We start from the raw sequence: 23,648 nt of genomic DNA, 5'->3' as shown, positions 1-23,648 counted from the left end.
ATTTATGCGTCGCGCCCTGCTCTTGGCTCTCGCCGTGCTCGCCCTGCCCCTCCAGGCAGCTGATCTGAAGCCGTTCTCGGCAAGCTACACTGCCGACTGGAAGCAGCTGCCCATGAGCGGCACCGCCGAGCGCAGCCTGGTCAAAAATGCCAACGGTACCTGGGACCTTAACTTCAAGGCTTCCATGATGATCGCCAGCCTGACCGAGCAAAGCACCCTGCGCCTGGAAAACGACACCCTGCTGCCGCAGAAGTATCACTTCGAGCGCGGCGGCCTGGGCAAGGCCAAGAAGGTCGACCTTGACTTCGACTGGAGCACCAAGGAGATCACCGGCAGCGACCGTGGCGATGCCGTCAGCCTGCCATTGAACCGCGGCGTACTGGACAAGTCCTCCTACCAGTTGGCCCTGCAGCACGACGTGGCCGCAGGCAAGAAGAGCATGACCTACCAGGTGGTCGACGGCGACGAGATCGACACCTACGACTTCCGCGTGCTGGGCACCGAAAAGGTCACCACCAAGACCGGCCAGGTCGATGCCGTGAAGGTCGAGCGCGTGCGCGATCCCAGCCAGAGCAAGCGCATCACCGAGCTGTGGTTTGCCAAGAACTGGGACTACCTGCTGGTGCAACTGCGCCAGGTAGAGACCGATGGCAAGGAGTACGTGATCGTGCTGCAGGATGGCACGGTCGATGGCAAACCGGTGAAGGGCAACTGATCGCGCACTGCCTGTAACACCTGAAGCCCCGCCCTGTGCGGGGCTTTTCTTTGCTGCGAAGAAGCCCTCCAGGCAGCATCCCTTCGAGCTTCATGAAACTTGTTTCATGCCTGTTTTACTTACTTAGTCTGCTAACAAACTCTATAAAGAAGACGTGCGACACACTGTCGCAGCCATCTTGAAGAAGTGGAGTTTACCGATGACTGTCCAAGTAACCGAACGCGACGAATCGAGAATGTCCCACGAAGGCCTGGCCGCTGGCGTGCGGATCTGGGATGTGTACCAACAAGGTCAACTGGTGGGCATGTTCCATAACGAACACGAAGCACACCAATACCGCGTTGAGCTTGAAGACCTGGAAAACCAGCGCGCCACACAATGACCCTGCCCATTGCGGCGAACCCCTGACTCGCCTGGGCTGAGTGAGCAACCCCACAATGCTGCGGCATTGCCGGAGCATCGTGGGGTTGCCATGACAGGGCCTACACCGCCCCGAAACGCACCTCTACCGACAGGCTGCCCAGGTTATCGCTCAGGCCAGCCCCGTAACGCCCGTCCAGGTCGTCATTGATGCACAGCTGCAACTCACCTTGCTGGCCACGCGGCAATTGCACCTGGTTGCCGACCAGGAACGGCACGCCGCTGTTGCCGATACGCCCGATCAACGCCCCTTCCGGTTGACCAGGCAAGGCATAGCCGGGCTTGGCGATCAACCTTGGGTTGCCCGCCGCGCCAACCATGCCGGTGGCCGGGTTCGCCGTCCACTGCCCGCCCGTGCATACCGCCAACTGCCAGCTCTGCCCATTGACCTGCATGCCCGTGCCCTGCCATGCCTGGTTGGCCTGCACCTGCACGGTGCGCTTGAGCAGGTCGCTGGCCACCACGTCGGCGGCCTGGAACGTCAACGCGGTGATGGTCAAGGTCGGGTTGGCGGTGCCGGTAGTGGGGAACACGCCGTCGCCGACCAGGAACAGGTTGGGGTGGTCCCAGCTGCGCTGGTCCTTGTCCACCACCGACTTGGTGCGGTCCGAGCCCATGCGGTAGGTGCCCATCAGGTGGCCAGCGCCGTAGAACGCGTAGTTCTGGCCGTCGTACTCGAACACCGTTTGCGAGCCGGGCTCGAGCTTAGGGTTCAGGTCGGTCAGCTCGGTAGCGCCCATCAGCTCGGTGATGATGTACGTAGCGGCCAGGCGCGCCTGCTTGAAACCCTCCTTGGTGTAGTCGGACAGTTCGTAGGTGATCTGCGGCCGAGGCAGGCCCAATCCGTCGGAGAACTCCGTACTCCTCTCCACCCGGCACAGCGCATTATCGGGGTCTTTCTCCACCTGCTCGACCAAGAAGCCCAGACGGAACTGGCGGGTCAGCACGCTGTTGAGCTGCTGCACCAGCGCCTGGCCGGACAACGCCAGATTGCTGGGGTTAGCGCCGCCGTGGTTGGTGCCGTCGATGAAATCACAGACCGAGGTGTAGGGGTCGTTCACCGACCAGTTCCAGCCCTCGTTGCCGATTTCGATACGCCAGGCGGCACGCTGGCTGCGGAACGGGCCATCGCGCATGTCCTCGATCCCCGAGGTGGACAACGGCCCCCGGAACGGGAACAGCGGCTTGCCTTCGGGCATCAGGCCCCAGGCCAGGTACACCGGGTGGTCAGCCAATGCCTGGCCGACCTGGCCGCTGCTGTTGGCAACCCCTTTAGGGCTGTTCGGGCCGATGGAGTTGAGCAGCAGCTTCGGCGTTTCGATCGCGTGGGCGGCGATCACGTAGCGTTTGCCCTGGGCCGTGCCGTTCTGGCGCGTACCGTTGTTCTGGTACTGGATGAAATCGATGCCCGTGACCCCATTGGCATCGACCTGTACCTGGCTCGCCACGGTCTGGTAAAGGATGCGCACGTTGCCGGTATCCAGTGCCTTGGCCATGGTCACGGTGGCGTCGTACTTGGCCTGGATCGGGCAGATCGGCGTGCAGCTGGTGTTGCCTGCGCACACCCGGCGGCCGTTATCATTCTGCGAGTTGCGCCCGGCCGGGGTCTGCCGGACGTTGAGCGTGACACCTGGGTACGGCTTGCCGTCGGGCCCCTTCTCCGGGCTCTGGTACACGGTGCCCGTGACGTGCTTGCCCAGGCCCTGGTCGACCAGCGACGGCGGGATGCCATGCATGCTGTATTTGTAGCCCTGCGGGAAGGTCACGCCCAGGTAGGTCTGCGAGGCGACATCGGCGGACACGCCCATCTCCTCCTCGGCGCGGCAGTAGGCGGTCTGCAGGTCGTCGTAACTGATCGGCCAGTCGACCCCGACGTTGTACGCAGTGCGCATGCGAAAGTCGTTGGGCAACAGGCGCAGGGCCGTGCCCATCCAGTGCCACATGGTGCCGCCGCCTACCCGCTCGTAGGTGCTGGCGAACAGGTGCGGTCCCTTCTGCACCAGGTAGCTTTTCTGCGCCTTGTTCGGGTCTTGGCTACCTGCGGTGATCAGGTCCTGGATGGTCGCCCGTGGCGCGAACTGCGTGGCCGGGGTCTGCTCGCTCTGCTCAGGCGGGTACGGCGACTCGGGCGCCTTGAGCACCGCGTTGTAGAAGCGCTCCAGGTACTCGCTGCGATTCGGTGGAATGGCCGGGCCCGATTCGAGCACCAGCACTTTCAACCCGGCCAGGCCCAACTGGTAGGCCATGACACTGCCGGCCATACCGGCGCCCACCACGATCACATCGGCGGTTTCGATGTTCTGGGTTTGTACATTGCTCATGGCTGCTGCCCTTCCTTGGCGTCGACACCGGTGAATTGCTTGAGGGTCGGTGGCTGCTCACCCCAGTATCCGAAGTGGAACTGGCTGTAGCCCATGGGGTGGGATTGGGCGATCTTCCACGCCCAGCTTTCCTTGTAGGCCTGGTCGGAGACCACACGCGTGTCACCCTTGCGGGCGCTGCCCAGGTCGTAGGGTTGGTACCAACTGCCGAGCAGCCACAGCTTCATGATTGAGCGGGCGCCCTGGGCGATTTGCGGGTTCGCGTTATCGAGCACGGCGCTGGCGATTTGCGCGGGCGGCTGGCTCTGGATGCTGGCGTACAGCTCCAGCAGGCTGCTGAACGCCTCCAGGCCCATGCCTTGCTGGGCGGTGGCGAAGAACACCGGCGGCAGGTTGATCGGGTCGACGGAAGGCGCCAGCAGCTTGGCCGACAGGCCAGTGAGCACGGCGGACAAGCCGATGAAGTTTTGCAGGTTCTGGTCGCTCATGGCATCACTCCTTGGCGCCGGTGGATTGGGCACGTTCAAGCAGGAAAGTGAAATCGGCGAAGCTGGTGCGCGGTGACTGGGTCACGCGGGTGGTCGCGTTGTTGTGGCACTCCATGCAACTGGACGAGGCCTGCGGGGTAGTGCCCTGGTTGTAGGTCTCCAGGGTGGCGTTGGCCAGGAAGTTCGGCGCAGGCGTACCTAGCGGGTTGGTCGGCGACGGCACCTGGCAGTCATCGGCCGGGGCGGTGGGCCACTGGGTGCTGATCAGGTGGTAGTTGGCCCACACCGTGCCCTTGAGCGCGCCTTGCCACTGCGCGTTGAGCTGTTGGGTAGCGGCGGTGATGGGAATTTCACGCACGATCTGCGAGGGGATGGCCTTCTTCGACGGGTCCCACGGTGGCGCGGGCGGCTCGTTCACCGGGCGGTCGCTGGCCTGGGCGTCGTAGAACAGGTAAGGCCCCTTGCGCTCGTTCATTGGCGTGGTCTTTTCCGGCACGTTGCGCACGTGCTCGAACGTCGACCATACCCACTGTGGTGCGCCTTCGGTCTTGTGCACGATGTGCAGGCCTACTAGCCCGACCTTCTGCGCATTGCACGACTCGGGGATCACCGCCCCCTTGTTCGGGTCGGCGTTGCCGGGGGTGTAGACCAGCGCGTCGACGGCGTGGAACTCCTGCGGGTTGTCGCTGCCATCGAGCACTTTCCAGGCCGACTTGACCATGATCGCGCCGACCTGCTGGGCCTTTTGCGAACCGCAGGCGAAAGCGATGCGGTTGTCGGCCTTGCTCAGAAACGCTTGCTGGCCTTCCTTGCTGTAAAGGCCATTGTTGACGATGTCATCGAACATCGGCTGGTTGACCATGATCGCGTTGCGTGTGTAGGTGCCGCTTTGGTCAACCAGCGGGCCGGTCTTGAACGGCTGGATGAACTCATCGAGCACACCGGCGACCTTGCCCATCTGTTGCAGCACCGGCAAGTCACCCTTGCCTTGGCAGGCCTCAGGCACGGGCGCCTGCTGGTCCCAGGCGACGGGCTTCTGACCCTTGGGCAGGAAGATCTCGTAGCTTTCTTTCCACGACTCCCACACGGTCTTGCCGGGCGCGCCGATCTTCGCCGAGGTGTTGGCACTGCCGTCGGCATTGGCGGGCCAGTTCAGGGCGACGAAGGTTTGCCACGACAGCACGTCGAAATCGTGTTGCAGGTTGTCCAGGGTGAAGGGGGGATTGGCGGTGACATCGAAGGGAATCGCAGGTGACAGCACCGGCGGGCTGGCCGCATCGGCCATGGCGAACGCACTGGTGAAACTTGCACCCAGACACGCCAGCCGTTTAAGGGTTATTTTCATTGTCGTCTCCTCAGCAGATAAAGCGTCGGGACGACGAGGCGTAGTGGCCCTTCCTGGACCGAATGTTCAGCGCTATCCCTGACGCTAAGCTGGAGGCTAGCCGTTGTGCCGGAACCCTAGGAAATGTCCGACGAACGGAGGGAACCAAGACGATAGTGCAACTGACTAACTGCGCCGGTTCGGCGAGCGACGCCCCCCTTTCGCGACACAAGGCCAGCGTCCTCTTGAGAACGCGCGTGTCACGAAAGGGCCGCAGAGCGGCCCTGCAATCTTGAATAACCGCATTAACGCCAAGGCGGGATTTTCGTGCTTACCACATCAGATCATCAGGGATCTTGTAAGCCGCGTACGGGTCGTCTTCGTCCGTTTCCTCGACATGGCTGTTGAGCAGCAGAATACGGCCAGGGTCGCGCTCCTGGATCTTCAAGGCGGCCTCACGAGGGATAACCTCGTAACCACCGGCATGGGCTACCACGGCCAGCGCACCGTTGCTCAGCTTGGTACGCATCAGGGCGTTGACGGCAATGCGCTTGACCTTCTTGTCGTCGACGAAGTTGTAGTAATCCTCGGTGCTCAGCTTGGGCAGGCGAGTGGCCTCGATCAGTTGCTTGACCTGTGCGGCACGGGCCTTCTGCTCGGCCTTTTCCTGCTGCTGGCGGTTCAGCTCCTGGTCACGCCGGGCTTTTTCAGCCATGGCTTCCTTGGCCATGCGCTGCTGGCTGTCGTCGACTTCGACCTGGCCTTTGTGCTCCATGCGCTTCTGTTTCTTTTCAGCTTTGTTGGTCTGCGAGACCTGTTTCTGGTTGACCAGACCGGCTTTGAGCAATTGGTCGCGAAGGGAAAGGCTCATGAATATTCACTCACTTATGCAACAGCTCAGCCGCAGCTGGGCAGGTTCTTTTCCTGACGTTTGGCTTCCCCCCAAAGGGCATCCAGCTCGTCAAGGTCACAATCTTCAATGGGGCGGCCACTGTCGCGCAATGCCTGTTCGATAAAACGGAAACGTCGTTCGAACTTGCGATTGGCGCGGCGCAGCGCATGCTCTGGGTCTTGCTTGAGGTGGCGGGCCAGGTTGACCGCAGCAAACAGCAAGTCGCCGACTTCATCTTCCAGCGCATCGGCGTCGCCGTCGGCCATGGCCTGCAGCACTTCATCCAGCTCTTCGCGGACCTTGTCCAGCACCGGCAACGCCGCCGGCCAGTCGAAACCGACCGTGGCCGCACGTTTTTGCAGTTTGGCTGCCCGCGACAGCGCCGGCAAGGTTGCCGGCACGTCATCAAGCAGCGACAGCTGTTCGGGCTGGCTCTTCTCCGCGCGCTCTTCGGCCTTGATTTCTTCCCAGCGCGACTTGACCTGGGCTTCGCTCAGACTGGGCGTGTCCACCGGCGCGTACAGCTCGCCAGTGGGGAATACGTGCGGGTGGCGGCGGATGAGCTTGCGGGTGATGCTGTCGACAACGCCATCGAACTCGAAACGCCCTTCTTCGCGGGCCAGCTGGCTGTAGTAGACCACCTGGAACAGCAAGTCGCCCAGCTCGCCTTGCAGGTGCTCGAAATCGCCGCGCTCAATGGTGTCAGCGACCTCGTAGGCCTCTTCGATGGTGTGAGGGACGATGCTGGCGTAGTTCTGCTTCAGGTCCCACGGGCAGCCGTACTGCGGGTCGCGCAGGCGGGCCATGAGGTGCAGCAGGTCGTCAAGGGTGTAGGTCATACAGGCAGGTCCTTCGGTGGTGGCTTCTTCGCGGGCTTGCCCGCTCCCACAGGTACGGTGCAGATTTCAAACCTGCATCCATCCTGTAGGAGCGGGTTTACCCGCGAAGCGGACGCCCCGGTCTCAAGGGGTACGATTACGCCGCGTCTCGATGATGTTCGGCAACTGCGAGATCCGCCCCAGCAGGCGCCCCAGCGCGTCCAGGCCTGGAATCTCGATGGTCAGCGACATCAGCGCGGTGTTGTCTTCCTTGTTCGAACGAGTGTTCACCGCCAGCACGTTGATCTTCTCGTTCAGCAGCACCTGCGACACATCGCGCAGCAGGCCCGGGCGGTCGTAGGCGCGGATGACGATGTCGACCGGGTAGGTCTGCACCGGGATCGGCCCCCAGCTCACCTGGATCATGCGCTCTGGCTCCTTGCCTGCCAGCTGCAATACCGAGGCGCAGTCCTGGCGGTGAATGCTCACGCCACGGCCCTGGGTGATGTAACCGACAATGGCATCGCCCGGTAGCGGCTGGCAGCAGCCGGCCATCTGTGTCAGCAGGTTGCCGACACCCTGGATCTGAATGTCGCCACGCTTGCCGGTACGCGGCCCGGTAGGCTTGCGCGGCACCAGCTCGATCTGCTCGATACGCTCAGGCTCCAGCAACTGCTGGGCAGCGTTGACCAGATGAGCCAGGCGCAGGTCGCCAGCACCGAGCGAGGCAAACATGTCCTCGGCGGTCTTGACGTTGGTCTTCTCGGCCAGGCGCTCGAAATCAACCTGCGGCAGGCCCAGACGACTGAGCTCGCGCTCAAGCAAGGTCTTGCCGGCAGCAACGTTCTGGTCGCGGGCCTGCAATTTGAACCAGTGGACGATCTTGGCCCGCGCCCGCGAGGTGGTGACGTAGCCCAGGTTGGAGTTCAACCAGTCACGGCTAGGGTTGCCGTGCTTGCTGGTGATGATCTCCACCTGCTCGCCAGTCTGCAGGCTGTAGTTCAGCGGCACGATACGGCCGTTGATCTTGGCGCCGCGGCAGTTGTGGCCGATCTCGGTGTGCACGCGGTAGGCAAAGTCCAATGGCGTGGCGCCTTTGGGCAGGTCGATGGCGTGGCCGTCGGGGGTGAACACATAAACCCGGTCAGGCTCGATGTCGACCCGCAACTGCTCGGCCAGGCCACCGATGTCGCCCAGCTCTTCGTGCCATTCCAGCACCTGGCGCAACCAGGAAATCTTTTCTTCGTAGTGGTTGGAGCTGGGCTTGACGTCGGTGCCCTTGTAGCGCCAGTGGGCGCATACGCCAAGTTCGGCCTCTTCGTGCATGCCGTGGGTGCGGATCTGCACCTCCAGCACCTTGCCCTCGGGGCCGATTACCGCAGTGTGCAACGAGCGGTAGCCGTTCTCCTTGGGGTTGGCGATGTAGTCGTCGAACTCCTTGGGAATATGCCGCCACAAGGTGTGCACGATGCCCAGCGCGGTGTAGCAGTCGCGGATTTCCGGCACCAGCACGCGCACCGCACGCACGTCGTAGATCTGGCTGAACTCCAGGCCTTTGCGCTGCATCTTGCGCCAGATCGAATAGATATGTTTCGCCCGGCCGCTGATGTCGGCCTTCACGCCAGTAGCGAGCAACTCGTTCTGCAACTGGTTCATCACGTCGCTGATGAAGCGCTCGCGGTCCAGCCGCCGCTCATGCAACAACTTGGCGATCTGCTTGTACTGGTCGGGCTCCAGGTAGCGGAAGGACAGGTCTTCCAGCTCCCACTTGATGTGACCGATACCCAGGCGGTGCGCGAGCGGCGCGTAGATGTCGAACACTTCACGCGCGACACGCAGGCGTTTCTCGTCATCGGCGGACTTCACCGCCCGGATTGCGCACGTGCGTTCGGCCAGCTTGATCAGCGCCACGCGCACGTCGTCGACCATGGCCACCAGCATCTTGCGCAGGTTCTCGACCTGCGCCTGCGAGCCCAGCACCAGCGACTGTCGTGGGCTGAGGCTGGCACTGATGGCGGCCATGCGCAGCACGCCGTCGATCAGCTTGGACACCACCGGGCCAAACCGCTGGCTGACCTCGGCGAGGGTGACCTTGCCCTCGCGCACCGAGCGGTAGATGACCGCAGCCACCAGAGAGTCCTGGTCGAGCTTGAGGTCAGCCAGAATTTCGGCGATTTCCAGGCCTGCCTGGAAGCTGGACGTACCATCCGCCCAGGAATGCTTGGCCGGGTTGCCCTTTTTCTCTACCTCAAGGGCAAACTCGCAGGCTTCTTTCAGCGCTGCGCGATCCAGTGCCGAATCGACGCTTACCACATGGTCCAACCATGCTTCGAGATTGATACTGCCGTCGGTGTTGACCGGCTGGTGCACTCTCACCTGTACCATCTTTGTTTTACCTTTCCATGCAGCACACCATACGGGTGTGCTGGCGATCACCGTGCGGCCGCCCTTCCGTGGCAACCGCACCAAGGGGCCAGTCAGCTAGCCCGCTTCGAATAACGCCATGGCCTCGACATGCGCCGTCTGAGGAAACATGTCGAGAATCCCGGCCCTTTTTAACCGGTACCCCTGGCCGACCAGCACTTGGGCGTCTCTCGCCAGCGTGGCCGGGTTGCACGATACGTAGACCAGCCTTCTGGCCTTGAGGCGGGCGATGCCTTGCACCACCTCGAAAGCACCGTCGCGCGGTGGATCCAAGAGTACCGCAGAAAAGCCCTCGGCGGCCCATCCGGTGCCTGCCAAAGGCTGCGATAAATCGGCCTGAAAAAACCGTGCGTTATGCACATTGTTGTTCCGGGCATTGGCCGCGGCCCGATCGACCATGGCCTGTACACCTTCCACTGCCACCACCTCACGCGCCTGGCGGGCCAGCGGCAGGGCAAAGTTGCCCAGACCGCAGAACAAGTCCAGCACACGCTCGTCGGCTTGTGGAGCGAGCCAGGCCAGGGCCTGCTCGATCATCGCTGTATTGACCTGGGCATTCACCTGCACGAAATCGCCCGGGCGCCAGGCCAGCTCCAGCTGCCAGGGTGCCAGGGCAAAGCCCAACTGCGCCGCTGGGTCCACTGGCGCCGGCTCACCTTCGCCTTGCAGCCACAGCTGGGCGTTGGCCTGCTCGCAGAACGCTTGCAACCTGGCCTGGTCCTCAGCCGGCAATGGCGCGACGTGGCGCACCAGAACCGCCTCGGCGGTGCCACTGAACAGCTCTACATGGCCCAGCGCCTGCGGCTTGCTCAACGAACGCAGCACAGTCGGCAAGTGGCGCAAAATGGACTGCAAGGGTTGTACCAGCACTGCACAATCGTCGATGGCAATGATGTCCTGGCTGGCTTCGGCGCGGAAACCCACCTCCAGCTGACGCGCCTTGACGTCCCAGCGCACGGCCACACGGGCCCGGCGCCGGTAGCCGAATTCCGGCCCGCTCAGGGGGGCGGCCCACGCCTCGGGTTGCACACTGGCCACCCGCTGCAGCTGCTCGGCGAGGGTGCGCTGCTTCAGCGCCAGTTGCGCTTCGTGCGGCAGGTGCTGCAGGTTGCAGCCACCGCAGCGGTCGTAGTAGCGACATGGCGCCTCACGGCGCTCGGGCGCGGCCTGCAGCAACCGCTCCAGGCGGGCCTCGACCACTTTGCCACGGGCGTTGAGCACCCGCGCCTCCACGGCCTCACCGGCCAAGGCACCGCTGACGAACCAGGTACGCCCGTCGAGGAAGGCAATGCCACGGCCGTCACCGGCCAGGCGCTCGATGTCCAGGCGCTGCTTCTTGCCCACTGGGACCTGGGGGGTGCGATTGCCGCCGGCCGGCTGGAAGCGCAGGCCGCTGTTGCTTTTTTTCTTGGACATTTAGCGTGGATCAAACAGGCCGGTGGACAGATAACGGTCGCCGCGGTCGCAAATGATCGCGACCATTACGGCATTTTCCACTTCGCGGGACAGGCGCAACATGGCCGCGACCGCACCACCAGAAGACACGCCGCAGAAAATGCCCTCTTCACGCGCAAGGCGACGGGTGGTGTCTTCGGCTTCCTGCTGCGACATGTCGACCACGCGGTCGACGCGGGTGGCGTCGAAGATTTTCGGCAGGTATTCCTCGGGCCAGCGGCGAATGCCTGGAATAGCCGAGCCTTCCATCGGTTGCAGGCCGATGATCTGCACCGCAGGGTTTTGTTCCTTGAGGTACTGCGAGCAGCCCATGATGGTACCGGTGGTCCCCATGGAGCTGACAAAATGGGTAATGGTGCCCTGGGTCTGCTGCCAGATCTCCGGGCCGGTGCTGTTGTAGTGGGCGATCGGGTTGTCGCCGTTGGCGAACTGGTCGAGCACCAGGCCACGGCCTTCGGCCTGCAGCTTCTCGGCCAGGTCACGGGCGCCTTCCATCCCCTCCTCCTTGGTCACCAGGATCAGCTCGGCGCCATAGGCCGTCATGGCGGCCTTGCGCTCGGCGGTGGAGTTGTCGGGCATGATCAGGATCATCTTGTAGCCCTTGATCGCCGCCGCCATCGCCAGGGCGATGCCGGTGTTGCCGGAGGTGGCTTCGATCAGGGTATCGCCTGGCTTGATCTGGCCCCGCAATTCGGCGCGAGCGATCATCGACAGGGCCGGGCGGTCTTTCACGGAGCCGGCAGGATTGTTACCTTCGAGCTTGAGCAGGAGGGTATTGCTGGTTTCGCCAGCGATGCGCTGCAGGCGAACCAGTGGCGTATTGCCGACGCAATCGGCGATGGTTGGGTACTGCAAGGTCATGGCGTATTTCGCAATCCGGACGGCGGGGGTGCCTATCATACCGGCAAACCCTTCGCGGCCATATCACGCAATCTGTAGTGCATATAGCTACAAGCTATAACGGTGTGACATGTGCTGGCCTCTTCGCGGGTGAACCCGCTCCTACAGGGGATCCGCTAGCCTGTAGGAGCGGGTTTACCCGCGAAGCGGCCGGCACATGCAACGGCAACCTCATCCACAAGCGCAACCCGCGTTTGCCATTCTGCGCCCACAAGGTGCCGCCCTGGCGCTGGATGGCACTGCGGGCGATGCTCAGCCCCAGGCCGAAGCCACCATCCCCGGGCCGCGAACCGTCCAACCGCGAAAACGGCGCGAAGATCCGTTCCAGGTCTTCTTCAGCGACCCCGCCACCCTCATCCTCAAGCCACAACCACCAATAGCTGCCCTCACGCTGCCCACCCAACCGCACCACACCCTCGGCCGGCGAGTGGCGAATGGCATTGCGCAAGATGTTCTCCAGCGCCTGAGCCAGGTGGTTGAGGTTGCCCTGCACCCAGCAGTCGGCCGGTACTTCGCAGCGCAGTTGCGCAGGCGACCAGCCGCTCTCGTAGCTGGCATTTTCGGCCAGCAACTCCCACAAGGCGTGGACCTCGATCGGCTCAAGGTTCATCGGCGCACGCTCGGCGTCCTGCCAGGCCAGTTGCAGGGTGTCTTCGACCAGTTGCTGCATGCAGTCCACTTCACGGATCAGGCGGTCACGCAAACGCTGCAGGTCGGTTTCACCATCGCAGGCCACCCGCAACCGGCTCAGCGGCGTGCGCATTTCGTGGGACAGGTCGCGCAGCAACTGCTGCTGCATAGCCACCGTGCCTTGCAGCCGCTCGGCCATCTGGTCAAAGGCACGCGCCAGTTCGCCCAGCTCGTCATGCCGGGCGATGGTGCGCGAGTCCAGCCGGGCCGACAGCTGATCGGCCCGCCAGGCATTGGCCTGCTCGCGAAGTTGGTTCAGCGGCACGATCAACATGCGGTACAGGCCTACACACAACAGCAAGGTGAACAGCCCCGGGATGATGCCGTTGGTGACAATGCGCCACAGCAAGCGGTGCTGCCCCGGATTGAAGCGCTGCGGCAGTTCGATCACCAGCATGCCCTGCTCCGGCGCCCCCGGGAATGGTATGCGCACCCACGGCTGGTCGACACTGCGCCGACTCATCGGCCAATCGACACCGCGCAGGCGTGTCAGACGCTGCATGATCTGTGGGTTGAGGGTGGCGCTGTCGAGCGGGCGCAGGTTGATGTCGAGCACGCCGACCCAGCCCCGTTCGCGCTGATGCATGGCCGCCACCCACTGGTCCAGCCCTGCCCGCCCGCCGCTGCGCCAGGCCTGCTCAGCTTCGGCGGCATAACCCCGCAAGGTCTGCCGTGCCGGCTCCGAGAGGAAGGCATTCTGGGTTTCCATGTGCCGGCCCCAGGTATAACTGAGGCCGATCATCAGCAGGCAAAAGCCCACCAGCAAGATGGCCAGCTTCCAGAACAGCGAATGGCGGTCGAGCATGGCTCACTCCGCCTCGCTGGCACTGATCACGTAACCCTTGCCCCACACGGTGCGGATCTGCCGTTCGTGATAACCGATGCCCTTGAGCTTGCGACGGATCTGGCTGACGTGCATGTCCAGGCTGCGGTCATGCCGTGAATAGCCGCGCTGCAACACGTGCTGGTACAGGAATGGCTTGCTGAGGACTTCGTCGAGGTTGCGGTTGAGGATGTCCAGCAGGCGGTATTCGCTGGGGGTCAGGCCTGCCAGGCGGCTATTCAGGCGCACGTCACACAGCCCCTCATCGAACTGCAACTCGCCGCAGCCGGCTTGCTCCAGCGGGCCCTGATGCCGCCGCTCCAGGGCCACGCGGCGCAGAATCGCCTCGATGCGCACCTGCAACTCGGCCATGCTGAATGGCTTGGGCAGGTAATCGTCGGCGCCGCGCTGAAAGCCGCTGATACGATCCGCCTCGGCCCCCAGCGCCGACATCATGATCACCGGTGTGGTGCTGTGCCTGCGCAACTGCGCCAAGGCGTCCAGCCCATCAAGCCCGGGCAGCAGGATGTCCATGAGCACCACATCGAAAGCCTGGCGGCCAGCCGTTTCCAGGCCCTCCAGGCCATTGCGGCACCAGGTGACCTGGCAGCCTCCACGCTGCAGCTCTTCCTGCAGATAGGCGCCAAGCACCGGGTCGTCCTCGATGGCAAGGATGTTGGTCTTGTAAATAGATACAGGATTCATTGGCAACTGCCATGCATTCTCAATTACGTGATTATTGAGCATTCGCCACCTGCCAGGCAACCGCACTGCGACCAATGCCCCGGCAACGGCGCATAACACGTACTAAAGAGATGCAATGGTGCGGCAGGCGGAGTAACTTCGCGGCTTGGCCGTTACCACTTGACGGCATCCAGGCACATCAGAGGAGGCGAGTGTGCTCGATCGCTTGGGAATCCGCAGCCGGGTACTGCTGCTGGCACTGCTACCGGCCGGCTTGATGGCCCTGGTGCTGGGTAGCTATTTCACCTGGCTGCAACAGAACGACCTGCGCACCCAGCTGCTGCAGCGCGGCAAGATGATCGCCGAACAACTGGCGCCCCTGGCTGCACCCGCCATGGCCCGGCTCGCGCCTGCGCAACTGGAGAGAATTGCCGCACAAACCCTGGAGCAGGCCGATGTGCGCGCAGTGGCGTTTCTGGCCCCGGACCGCACGCGCCTGGCCCACGCCGGCCCGAGCATGCTCAACCTGCCGCCCAGCGGCGGTACCGGCACCCAACTCCTGCAGCGCAGTGGCAACGACGCCACCCGCTACCTGATGCCTGTGTTCGGTCACCACCGCGACCTGGCGACCGACGCCGTGCCGGCCGAAGCCGAGCGGCTGCTGGGCTGGGTAGAGATCGAGTTGTCGCACGACGGCACGCTGCTGCGCGGCTACCGCAACCTGTTCACCAGCCTGTTGCTGATTCTCGCCTGCCTGGCACTCAGTGGCCTGCTGGCGCTGCGCATGAGCCGCACCATCAACGACCCCATCGAACGCATCAAGCACGCGGTCAATCAGCTCAAGGACGGCCACCTCGAAGAACGCCTGCCGACCATGGGCAGCCATGAGCTGGACGAACTGGCCCACGGCATCAACCGCATGGCCGAAACCCTGCAGAACGCCCACGAAGAACTGCAACACAGCATCGACCAGGCCACCGAAGACGTGCGCCAGAACCTGGAAACCATCGAAATCCAGAACATCGAGCTGGACATGGCGCGCAAAGAGGCCCTTGAGGCCAGCCGCATCAAGTCGGAGTTCCTGGCCAACATGAGCCACGAAATCCGCACCCCGCTCAATGGCATCCTCGGCTTTACCCACCTGCTGCAAAAAAGCGAGATGACACCGCGCCAGCTCGACTACCTGAACACCATCGAGAAGTCTGCTGACAACTTGCTGGGAATCATCAACGAGATCCTCGATTTCTCCAAGATCGAGGCCGGCAAGCTGGTGCTCGACAGCATACCGTTCAACCTGCGGGACCTGATCCAGGACACCCTGACCATCCTCGCTCCGGCCGCCCACGCCAAGCAGCTGGAATTGCTGAGCCTGATCTACCGCGACACGCCTGCTTCGCTGGTGGGCGACCCGTTGCGGCTCAAGCAGATCCTCACCAACCTGGTCAGCAACGCCATCAAGTTCACCCGCGAAGGCACCATCGTCGTGCGCGCCATGCTGGAAGACGAGCACGAAGACTGCGCGCAGTTGCGCATCAGCGTGCAGGACACCGGCATCGGCTTGTCACCACAGGATGTGCGCACACTGTTCCAGGCCTTCAGCCAGGCTGACAACTCACTGGCCCGCCAGCCCGGCGGCACCGGTCTGGGGCTGGTGATTTCCAAGCGCCTGATCGAACAGATGGGCGGCGAGATCGGTGTCGACAGTACCCCGGGCGAAGGTTCGCAGTTCTGGATCAGCCTCAACCTGCCCAAGGCTCATGACGATGCCGAAGCGCTGCCACCGCAGCCATTGCTGGGCCGCCGTGCTGCCATTGTCGATGGCCACGAACTGGCGCGCCAGGCACTGGAGCACCAGCTGGAAGACTGCGGCCTCAGCGTGAGCCTGTTCGCCTCCTACGACCAGTTGCTGCAGGGGGTGCAGGCCGCCAGCCAGGCCGGCCTGCCCTTCGAGTTCGCGGTGCTCGGGGCCAACCTGGGCAACCTGTCGCCCGAGCAACTGGGCCGTTATCATCAGCAGCTCGAGCGTTACCACTGCCAATGCGTGGTGCTGTGCCCGACCACCGAGCAGGCGCTGTACCACCCGTACCTGCCCAACGGCCATGGCCAGTTGCTGTCCAAGCCGACCTGCACCCGCAAGCTGCGGCGCCTCTTGCTGGAGCTGGTACAACCTCGCCGTCCGCTGGCCGAGGGGAGCAACCCCAACGGCCAGCGACGACCGAAAATACTCTGCGTCGACGACAATGCCGCCAACCTGCTGCTGGTAAAAACCCTGCTCGAAGACCTGGGTGCCGAGGTACTGGCCGTCAACAATGGTTATGCGGCGGTACAGGCCGTGCAGGAAGAGTTGTTCGACCTGGTGCTGATGGATGTGCAGATGCCCGGCATGGACGGCCGCGCCTGTACCGAACAGATCCGCCTGTGGGAAAACACCCAGAGCGGCAACCCGCTGCCGATCGTCGCCCTCACTGCCCATGCCATGGCCAACGAAAAACGCGCGTTGTTGCACAGCGGCATGGACGACTACCTGACCAAACCGATCAGCGAACGGCAACTGGCCCAGGTGGTGATGAAGTGGACCGGCCTGAGCCTGGGCACACCGCAGCAGGCACAGGCCGAGCTGCTGACCAACGGCGACGAACTGAAGGTACTCGACCCCGAAGAGGGCCTGCGCCTGGCCGCTGGCAAGGCAGATCTGGCGGCTGACATGCTGAGCATGCTGCTGGCCTCGCTGGATGCAGACCGCGAAGCCATACGCGCCGCCCGCGCCGCCGATGACCGCAACGGCCTGATCGAGCAGGTACACCGTCTGAACGGTGCCTCACGCTATTGCGGCGTGCCGCAGTTACGGGCAGCGTGCCAACGCAGCGAGACCTTGCTGAAGCAGGACAATCCCCAGGCGCAGCAAGCCCTGGATGAACTGGACAGCGCGATCAGCCGGCTGGCGGCACAGGCCAGATTGAGCGCTTGAGTGGCTCTGGGCCACGCTGGGTATGCCTTGACAGGCAGCGACCCAACCAAGACATGCATTGCAAAGGAGTTCCACCATGCGCGCCCTGTTGTTCAGCAGCCAGCACTACGATCAGGAAAGCTTCACCAAGGCTGCCAGCGGCACCCCCTTGGAGCTGCATTTCCAGCCCGCCCGCCTGACCCTCGACACCGCCGCCCTGGCAGAGGGCTTTGAGGTGGTCTGCGCCTTCATCAATGACGAACTCGACGCGCCGGTGCTGCAGCGCCTGGCCGATGCGGGCACGCGGTTGATCGCCCTGCGCTCGGCCGGCTACAACCACGTCGACCTGGCCGCAGCCCAGCGCTTGGGCCTGGCCGTGGTGCGGGTGCCGGCCTACTCGCCACACGCCGTTGCCGAGCACGCCGTGGCGCTCATCCTGGCACTCAACCGGCGCCTGCATCGGGCCTACAACCGCACCCGCGAAGGTGACTTCACCCTGCACGGGCTGACCGGCTTCGACCTGCACGGCAAAACCGTCGGGGTGGTCGGTACCGGCCAGATCGGGGCCGCCTTTGCTCGCATCATGGCCGGTTTCGGCTGCCAGCTGCTGGCGTACGACCCCTACCCCAACCCAGAGCTGCTGGCCCTTGGCGCCCGCTACATGCCCCTGCCCGAGCTGTTGCGCGAAGCCCGCATCATCAGCCTGCACTGCCCGCTGACCGAACACACTCGCCACCTGATCAACGCGCAAAGCCTGGCCCAGTTGCAGCCCGGCGCCATGCTGATCAACACCGGTCGCGGTGCGCTGGTCGACACCCCGGCGCTGATTGACGCACTGAAAAGCGGCCAGCTTGGCTACCTGGGCCTGGACGTCTACGAGGAAGAAGCCCAACTGTTCTTCGAAGACCGCTCCGACCTGCCCTTGCAAGACGATGTGCTGGCTCGGCTGCTGACCTTCCCCAACGTGATCATCACCGCTCACCAGGCTTTCCTCACCCGCGAGGCGCTGGATGCCATTGCCGCGACCACACTGGACAACATCAACCGCTGGGCGGCAGGCAATCCACAGAACCTGGTGATGGGTTAATGCTAGGATACGCGGCATTTCTGGAGGACCCATGGTCGAACACGATTTTCGCTACACCCTTTTCAACCCGCAACACACCCTGATCGAGTGCCGCGCTTTGGTGCCGGGCCGCTATCAGGTCACGGGCAACGGCGGTTCGATGCAAAAAGGCGACAGCCTGCTGGTCACGCTCAAGGGCAGCAAGGATTTGTCCATGCGCCTGACCGTGGAAAGCGTGCGCCACCTGATCAACCCACGCGGCCAGTGGGTGGCCGTGGCGAGTGGCCCGGTATTCAACGAGCTGGAAATCCTCACCTGGCAGGTCGAATGCGATCGCTGCGATGCGGTGCTGGGCTTCGAGTTCGCAGTAGACGCCAAGCTCGGCAAGGCAGCTCGTCAACCGGCTGCCAGCGCCCGTATCGCAGAGCTGGGCTGGGCCAGCCGTGGCGAAAAACACCTGTGCCCGCGTTGCCAGGAGAGCGCCGAGTGAAGAATCTGCTGACCGGCGTGCTGATTGCAACCGGCCTGCTCGGCTGCGCCACTGAACCTTCCAGGCTGCAGCAGGAACGCAGCTACGTGCTGGAGTGGATTGGCGAACGACCACTGATCGACTACAGCCACCTGACCTTGACCCTGGCCAGCGACGGCCGTGCCTATGGCAACGGCGGCTGCAACCACTGGTTTGCGCCTTACACGCTCGATGGCGAGCACCTGAGCTTCGGCAAGGTCGGCAAGACCCGCAAGCTGTGCTCACCCGCGCTGATGGAACAGGAAAAACGCTTCCTGCAGGCGCTGGAAACGGTAGAGCGTTGGGATGTGTCACCGGTGGAGCAGATGCGCTTCTGGCCGGCCGAAGGCAAGCCGCTGCGCTTCTGGCCTGAGGAAGGCTGAGGATTGCCGGGGCCGCTTTGCGGCCCTTCGCGGGCGCGCCCGCTCCCACAGTTTATACCCCCCTGTGGGAGCGGGCCTGCCCGCAAAGGGCCGCAAAAGCGGCCCGAATGCATCAGGCGCCTTTCAGGGCCTTGATCTTGGCCTGCAACCCTTCAAGGGTCTGCTCGCCCATCAACTGCTCACGCACCTTGCCCTTGTCGTCGATGATGTAGGTCACCGGCAAGGCCTCGCTGCGCGGCAGGTCATAGCGCTCGGCCGGGTCCTGGGCAAGCACGGTGAAACCGATACCCAGGGTTTCGGCAGCCTGCTTCAGGTCCTGCCCCTGCAAACCGTCGAAGTTCACCCCCACCACCTTGATGCCCTCAGCCGCCCATTGCTTGGCCGCCGCATTCAGTTCCGGGATTTCGGTACGGCACGGTCCGCACCATTCAGCCCAGTAGTTGAGCACCAGCCAGTGCCCTTCGATCTGTTCGGCCTTAACCGTATTACCGTGTTGGTCCACGCCGTAATCGGCACCGCAACCACCGAGCAACAGGCTCGCGGTGATGGCCAGTACTGCTGCCAGACGCCTTGCCATGGGTCAATCCTTCTCGAGTTTTAAAGCAAATTGGTCAGTCGCTGCGGTTAGAATAGCCGCCACACCCAGCTGGATGCGACCCGACATGACTGATCTCACGCTCTATCATAACCCGCGCTGCTCGAAATCCCGCGGCGCCCTGGAACTGCTCGAAGCCCGCGGCTTGGCCCCGACCATCGTGCGCTACCTGGAAACTCCGCCCGACGCGGACACCCTCAAGGCCCTGCTCGGCAAGCTGGGCATCGCCCCGCGTCAGTTGCTGCGCAGCGGCGAGGACGAATACAAAGCGCTGAACCTGGCTGACCCGGCACTGACCGACGCGCAACTGATCGAGGCCATGGCCCAGCACCCCAAACTGATCGAGCGGCCGATCCTGGTAGCCGGTGACAAGGCCGTGGTCGGTCGCCCGCCGGAAAAAGTGCTGGAGATCCTGCCGTGAGCGCGCCCTACATCCTGGTGCTGTATTACAGCCGCCATGGCGCGACCAGCGAAATGGCCCGGCACATCGCCCGCGGTATCGAGCTGGCCGGCATGGAGGCGCGTCTGCGCACGGTGCCAGCTATTTCCACCGAATGCGAAGCGGTGGCCCCGGATATTCCGGCCAGTGGCGCGCTGTACGCCACCCTTGACGACCTGCGCCACTGCGCTGGCCTGGTACTGGGCAGCCCGACCCGGTTCGGCAACATGGCAGCGCCACTCAAGTACTTCCTCGATGGCACCAGCAGCCTTTGGCTAGGCGGTGAGCTGGTCGGCAAACCGGCTGGCGTGTTCACCTCCACCGCCAGCCTGCACGGCGGCCAGGAAACCACCCTGCTGTCGATGATGCTGCCGCTGATGCACCACGGCATGCTGGTGATGGGCCTGCCCTACAGCGAGTCGGCACTGCTCGAGACCCGTGGCGGCGGCACGCCTTATGGCGCCAGCCACCACGCAGGCGCCGATGGCAAGCGCGAACTCGACCCACACGAAATCGCCCTGTGCCGCGCCCTGGGCCAACGCCTGGCGACCACGGCCAAGGCCCTGGAGGCGGCGCGTGGCTAGAAAGCCCAAGGCATTGCCGCCGGTCCAATGGCTGGTACCACGCCTGCGCCTGACGCGGGCATTGAGCCTGGCATGCTTCTTCGGCCTGATCGCCCTGCTGGTGGTGAACAACCTGTGGTTCGCCAACCTGCATGGGGCCAGGGTCGAGGTGATCCTGGCGATCGAGCTGGTGCCGTTGCTGTTGCTGCTGCCAGGCATGCTGAAAGGCAGCGCCCGGGCGCATGCCTGGACCTGCTTCGTGGTGAATATCTATTTCATCAAGGGCGTGCTGGCAGCGTTCGACCCGTCGCGGGCGGTATTCGGCTGGCTTGAAGTGCTGGGGAGCCTGGGGCTGTTCATTGCCGGGCTACTGTACGTGCGCTGGAAGTTCCAGCATGAACGGCGCATGGCAGGCGAAGGCAGTTAGATTTTTCGCGGGCACGCCCGCTCCCACAGGTACTGCACAGGCCTTAAGTGCGGTGCGATTCCTGTGGGAGCGGGCGTGCCCGCGAATGGGAGCAACACAAGACTCAATGGTTGACGGTGTGCGCCAGCATCACCGACAACTGGCACAGCGGCCGCCCGCTCTCTGCATGCCACTGGTTGAACGCCTGCTGCACCAGAGCCAGGTCGCGCTGGCTGGTTGGCTGCTTGTCGATCACCTTCTGCGCAATCAACTCCCACAGGTACTGCACAGGCCTTAAGTGCGGTGCGATTCCTGTGGGAGCGGGCGTGCCCGCGAATGGGAGCAACACAAGACTCAATGGTTGACGGTGTGCGCCAGCATCACCGACAACTGGCACAGCGGCCGCCCGCTCTCTGCATGCCACTGGTTGAATGCCTGCTGCACCAGAGCCAGGTCGCGCTGGCTGGTTGGCTGCTTGTCGATCACCTTCTGCGCAATCAACGCCGCTGCCATGTCATCGGTCGGGATGAACGTGTCCTTGCCGACCATGCGCAAGAATCGTGGCGCCGACAACCCGCCCAACTGGTTGCCGTGCTTGGCCAGGTACTTCCACAAGCCGACAATGTCGGTCACTGGCCAGTCGGCGATGAACGCACCAAAACTGCCATGCGCCTTGGCGATATCCAGCACCATTTGCGCATTGCGCGGCACGCTCTTGAGCTTGCCCAGGTGGCGGATAATGCGCTCATCCTGCATCAACCGCTCCAGATGCTCGGCGCCCATCAGCACCACTTTCTCCGGGTCGAAGCCAAAGAACACCTGCTCGAACGCCGGCCACTTGGCATCCACCAGGCTGTGCTTGAGCCCCGCGCGGAACACGCGCAGGGCCAATGTCGACAGGTAGCGGTCGTCACTGATGTCGCGCAGTTGCGCCGGCGTGCGCGGCTGCGGCAGGAAAGCCTCCAGCGCCTGGGCCGAACCAAAGCGGTTCAGGCAATACTCATGCAACCACTGGTAATCACGCATGGGCTCAGATGTTCAGCACGTCGAGGAAACGCGGGGTAGCGTTTTCGTCGATCTTCAGGCTGGTGAAGTCAAACAGATTCCGGTCGGCCAGCTGCGACGGTGCCACGTTCTGCAGGGCACGGAAGATGCTCTCGGTACGGCCCGGGTGCTTGCGTTCCCACTCCACCAGCATGTCCTTGACCACCTGGCGCTGCAGGTTTTCCTGCGAGCCGCACAGGTTGCACGGGATGATCGGGAATTCCTTCATGTCCGAGTAGGCCTGGATGTCCTTCTCGCTGCAGTAGGCCAGCGGGCGGATCACCACGTTGCGGCCATCGTCGGCGCGCAGCTTCGGCGGCATGCCCTTGAGCGCGCCGTTGAAGAACATGTTGAGGAAGAAGGTTTCGACGATGTCGTCGCGGTGGTGCCCCAGCGCCATCTTGGTAGCGCCGATTTCGTCGGCGAAGGTGTACAGGGTACCGCGGCGCAGGCGCGAACACAGCGAGCAAGTGGTCTTGCCTTCGGGTACCAGCTCCTTTACCACCGAGTAGGTATCCTTCTCGACGATGTGGTACTCGACCCCCAGTTCCTTGAGGTAAGCCGGCAATACGTGCTCAGGGAAGCCCGGCTGTTTCTGGTCCATGTTCACCGCAACGATCTCGAACGTGATCGGTGCCACCTTCTGCAGGTGCAACAGAACGTCGAGCATGGTGTAGCTGTCCTTGCCGCCGGACAGGCAGACCATGACCTTGTCGCCATCCTCGATCATGTTGTAGTCGGTGATGGCTTCGCCAGCGAGACGACGCAGGCGTTTTTGCAGTTTGTTCTGGTTGACCGAGAGGGTGCCCATAGCGCTTGGATCCGCGAGGTGTGACAAAAGCCGACTATTTTACGCACAAACGCGATGCCGCTGTAGGCATTCCGATAAAGACTTCATTGCAATCAACAGCACGGCTTAAAGCGCAATTTGCTCTAAAAAGCGCGGTTTATGTGGGTAACGGCTTCCTATACTGCGACATAAGGCCACATTACCGCTTGCATCGGTGTTAGGGCCTCGGGCCGCTTGCGCTCCATATTGGGGGGCGTTTGGCAACATTGAGAGGAGTGATCGGCATGATTCATCACGTTGTGGGGCTGTTTACCCATCCCGATCAGGAATGGCGGGAGATTCGTGGCGAAGAAGAAACCATCAGCCACATGTACCTGACACACACCCTGATCCTCGCGGCGATTCCTGCCGTTTCGGCGTTTATCGGCACTACCCAGGTGGGCTGGGTGATCGGTGACCGGCCAGCAGTGATGCTGACCATGGAAAGCGCAATCTGGATGAGCATCATGTCCTACCTGGCCATGCTCGCCGGGGTGGCGGTAATGGGCGCGTTCATCCACTGGATGGCCCGCACCTACGATGCCAACCCGTCCATGGCGCAATGCATCGCTTTTGCCACCTACACCGCTACCCCCTTATTCATCGGTGGCCTGGCGGCGCTCTACCCCCACCTGTGGCTGGGCATGCTGATCGGCACTGCCGCCATCTGCTACACGGTGTACCTGCTGTATGTCGGCTTGCCGACGTTCATGAACATACCGTCGGATGAAGGCTTCCTGTTCTCCAGCTCGGTGCTGGCAGTGGGCTTGGTGGTACTGGTGGCTATCATGGCCGCTACCGTGATTATCTGGGGACTGGGCGTGGGGCCCGTCTACACCAACTAGAACAGACCGAACCAACACTGGGGCATCAACCAGGGGCCGCCGCAAGGCGGCCTCTGGCTGTGCGCTGAC

At 63.2% G+C, this 23,648-nt stretch carries 23 protein-coding genes and 1 pseudogene; 10 read left to right on the top strand and 14 right to left on the bottom strand.

The window, feature by feature from the left end; all coding sequences use genetic code 11:
* Positions 1-4 precede the first annotated feature (4 nt).
* Both C4Q27_RS18160 and C4Q27_RS18155 read left to right on the top strand, forming a co-directional pair.
* Positions 5-715, top strand: a complete 711-nt coding sequence (locus C4Q27_RS18160; protein WP_104887150.1) for a DUF3108 domain-containing protein — start codon at positions 5-7, stop codon at positions 713-715.
* A 199-nt stretch (positions 716-914) separates the two neighbouring features.
* On the top strand, positions 915-1,097 hold the full coding sequence (locus tag C4Q27_RS18155) for a hypothetical protein (RefSeq protein WP_003252431.1): 183 nt from the start codon (positions 915-917) through the stop codon (positions 1,095-1,097).
* A gap of 100 nt (positions 1,098-1,197) precedes the next feature.
* Here the strand turns inward: C4Q27_RS18155 and C4Q27_RS18150 are convergent, their stop codons facing one another.
* From C4Q27_RS18150 to C4Q27_RS18105, 10 genes are all read right to left on the bottom strand, one after another.
* On the bottom strand, positions 1,198-3,456 hold the full coding sequence (locus C4Q27_RS18150; protein ID WP_104887149.1) for a GMC oxidoreductase: 2,259 nt from the start codon (positions 3,454-3,456) through the stop codon (positions 1,198-1,200).
* Positions 3,453-3,944: a sorbitol dehydrogenase gene (locus C4Q27_RS18145; RefSeq protein ID WP_020192005.1), complete on the bottom strand. Its 492-nt coding sequence runs from the start codon at positions 3,942-3,944 to the stop codon at positions 3,453-3,455. Before C4Q27_RS18145 ends, C4Q27_RS18150 begins: the two co-directional genes overlap by 4 nt.
* A gap of 4 nt (positions 3,945-3,948) precedes the next feature.
* Positions 3,949-5,289, bottom strand: coding sequence for a cytochrome C (locus C4Q27_RS18140; RefSeq protein ID WP_104887148.1), 1,341 nt, complete (start codon positions 5,287-5,289; stop codon positions 3,949-3,951).
* A 310-nt stretch (positions 5,290-5,599) separates the two neighbouring features.
* The gene (locus C4Q27_RS18135) at positions 5,600-6,139 is read right to left on the bottom strand and encodes a DUF2058 domain-containing protein (protein WP_003252424.1); all 540 of its coding nucleotides are present in this window, start codon (positions 6,137-6,139) and stop codon (positions 5,600-5,602) included.
* Positions 6,140-6,165: 26 nt separating this feature from the next.
* Positions 6,166-6,999: a nucleoside triphosphate pyrophosphohydrolase gene (gene mazG, locus C4Q27_RS18130; RefSeq protein WP_003252422.1), complete on the bottom strand. Its 834-nt coding sequence runs from the start codon at positions 6,997-6,999 to the stop codon at positions 6,166-6,168.
* A 123-nt stretch (positions 7,000-7,122) separates the two neighbouring features.
* On the bottom strand, positions 7,123-9,363 hold the full coding sequence (relA, locus tag C4Q27_RS18125) for a GTP diphosphokinase (protein WP_010952715.1): 2,241 nt from the start codon (positions 9,361-9,363) through the stop codon (positions 7,123-7,125).
* 96 nt (positions 9,364-9,459) lie between these two features.
* Positions 9,460-10,818: a 23S rRNA (uracil(1939)-C(5))-methyltransferase RlmD gene (gene rlmD / locus C4Q27_RS18120; protein ID WP_104887147.1), complete on the bottom strand. Its 1,359-nt coding sequence runs from the start codon at positions 10,816-10,818 to the stop codon at positions 9,460-9,462.
* Complete coding sequence (gene cysM, locus C4Q27_RS18115; protein WP_010952713.1) at positions 10,819-11,718, bottom strand: cysteine synthase CysM; 900 nt, start codon at positions 11,716-11,718, stop codon at positions 10,819-10,821.
* Between the two features lie 94 nt (positions 11,719-11,812).
* The gene (locus tag C4Q27_RS18110) at positions 11,813-13,252 is read right to left on the bottom strand and encodes a cell wall metabolism sensor histidine kinase WalK (RefSeq protein WP_104887146.1); all 1,440 of its coding nucleotides are present in this window, start codon (positions 13,250-13,252) and stop codon (positions 11,813-11,815) included.
* Positions 13,253-13,255: 3 nt separating this feature from the next.
* On the bottom strand, positions 13,256-13,975 hold the full coding sequence (locus C4Q27_RS18105; protein ID WP_104887145.1) for a response regulator transcription factor: 720 nt from the start codon (positions 13,973-13,975) through the stop codon (positions 13,256-13,258).
* Positions 13,976-14,168: 193 nt separating this feature from the next.
* Here C4Q27_RS18105 and C4Q27_RS18100 point away from each other — a divergent pair, with 193 nt between their 5' ends.
* The 4 genes from C4Q27_RS18100 (at position 14,169) to C4Q27_RS18085 (ending at position 18,858) form a co-directional block, all read left to right on the top strand.
* Positions 14,169-16,922 carry a response regulator gene (locus C4Q27_RS18100; RefSeq protein ID WP_104887144.1) on the top strand — a complete coding sequence of 918 codons (2,754 nt, stop codon included), beginning with the start codon at positions 14,169-14,171 and terminating at the stop codon, positions 16,920-16,922.
* A 76-nt stretch (positions 16,923-16,998) separates the two neighbouring features.
* Positions 16,999-17,988, top strand: a complete 990-nt coding sequence (locus C4Q27_RS18095) for a 2-hydroxyacid dehydrogenase (RefSeq protein WP_104887143.1) — start codon at positions 16,999-17,001, stop codon at positions 17,986-17,988.
* A 31-nt stretch (positions 17,989-18,019) separates the two neighbouring features.
* Positions 18,020-18,457 (top strand): hypothetical protein, encoded by a 438-nt coding sequence (locus C4Q27_RS18090; RefSeq protein WP_014592115.1) that lies wholly within the window; start codon positions 18,020-18,022, stop codon positions 18,455-18,457.
* Positions 18,454-18,858, top strand: a complete 405-nt coding sequence (locus tag C4Q27_RS18085) for an META domain-containing protein (RefSeq protein WP_104887142.1) — start codon at positions 18,454-18,456, stop codon at positions 18,856-18,858. Before C4Q27_RS18090 ends, C4Q27_RS18085 begins: the two co-directional genes overlap by 4 nt.
* 112 nt (positions 18,859-18,970) lie before the next feature.
* Here C4Q27_RS18085 and C4Q27_RS18080 read toward each other — a convergent pair whose 3' ends face one another.
* On the bottom strand, positions 18,971-19,435 hold the full coding sequence (locus C4Q27_RS18080; RefSeq protein ID WP_003252403.1) for a peroxiredoxin family protein: 465 nt from the start codon (positions 19,433-19,435) through the stop codon (positions 18,971-18,973).
* An 85-nt stretch (positions 19,436-19,520) separates the two neighbouring features.
* Here C4Q27_RS18080 and arsC point away from each other — a divergent pair, with 85 nt between their 5' ends.
* The 3 genes from arsC to C4Q27_RS18065 are packed head-to-tail and all read left to right on the top strand — an operon-like array spanning position 19,521 to position 20,882.
* Positions 19,521-19,874, top strand: coding sequence for an arsenate reductase (glutaredoxin) (gene arsC, locus C4Q27_RS18075; RefSeq protein ID WP_014592117.1), 354 nt, complete (start codon positions 19,521-19,523; stop codon positions 19,872-19,874).
* Positions 19,871-20,476 carry an NAD(P)H:quinone oxidoreductase gene (gene wrbA / locus C4Q27_RS18070; protein WP_003252400.1) on the top strand — a complete coding sequence of 202 codons (606 nt, stop codon included), beginning with the start codon at positions 19,871-19,873 and terminating at the stop codon, positions 20,474-20,476. Before arsC ends, wrbA begins: the two co-directional genes overlap by 4 nt.
* Positions 20,469-20,882 (top strand): DUF2069 domain-containing protein, encoded by a 414-nt coding sequence (locus tag C4Q27_RS18065; RefSeq protein WP_104887141.1) that lies wholly within the window; start codon positions 20,469-20,471, stop codon positions 20,880-20,882. The genes wrbA and C4Q27_RS18065 overlap by 8 nt, the downstream gene beginning before the upstream one ends.
* A 103-nt stretch (positions 20,883-20,985) precedes the next feature.
* On the opposite strand, the pseudogene C4Q27_RS30050 reads toward C4Q27_RS18065, so the two are convergent.
* The 3 genes and pseudogenes from C4Q27_RS30050 to ttcA all read right to left on the bottom strand — a co-directional run.
* A pseudogene (locus C4Q27_RS30050) lies at positions 20,986-21,066 on the bottom strand (DNA-3-methyladenine glycosylase I); the annotation flags it as partial.
* Positions 21,067-21,215: 149 nt separating this feature from the next.
* A complete protein-coding gene (locus tag C4Q27_RS18050; RefSeq protein ID WP_010952703.1) occupies positions 21,216-21,887 on the bottom strand; it encodes a DNA-3-methyladenine glycosylase I in 672 nt (223 codons plus the stop codon).
* A gap of 4 nt (positions 21,888-21,891) precedes the next feature.
* Entirely contained in the window at positions 21,892-22,716 is an 825-nt protein-coding gene (gene ttcA / locus C4Q27_RS18045) for a tRNA 2-thiocytidine(32) synthetase TtcA (RefSeq protein WP_014592121.1), read from the bottom strand.
* Positions 22,717-22,979: 263 nt separating this feature from the next.
* Here ttcA and C4Q27_RS18040 point away from each other — a divergent pair, with 263 nt between their 5' ends.
* Entirely contained in the window at positions 22,980-23,579 is a 600-nt protein-coding gene (locus C4Q27_RS18040) for a Yip1 family protein (RefSeq protein ID WP_003252385.1), read from the top strand.
* Positions 23,580-23,648 lie beyond the last annotated feature (69 nt).

Source organism: Pseudomonas sp. SWI36 (assembly GCF_002948105.1).
In the GTDB taxonomy this organism is placed as follows: Bacteria; Pseudomonadota; Gammaproteobacteria; order Pseudomonadales; family Pseudomonadaceae; genus Aquipseudomonas; species Aquipseudomonas alloputida.
The sequence above is the reverse complement of the archived record's forward strand: the minus strand, read 5'-3'. Positions and strand labels throughout refer to the sequence as shown.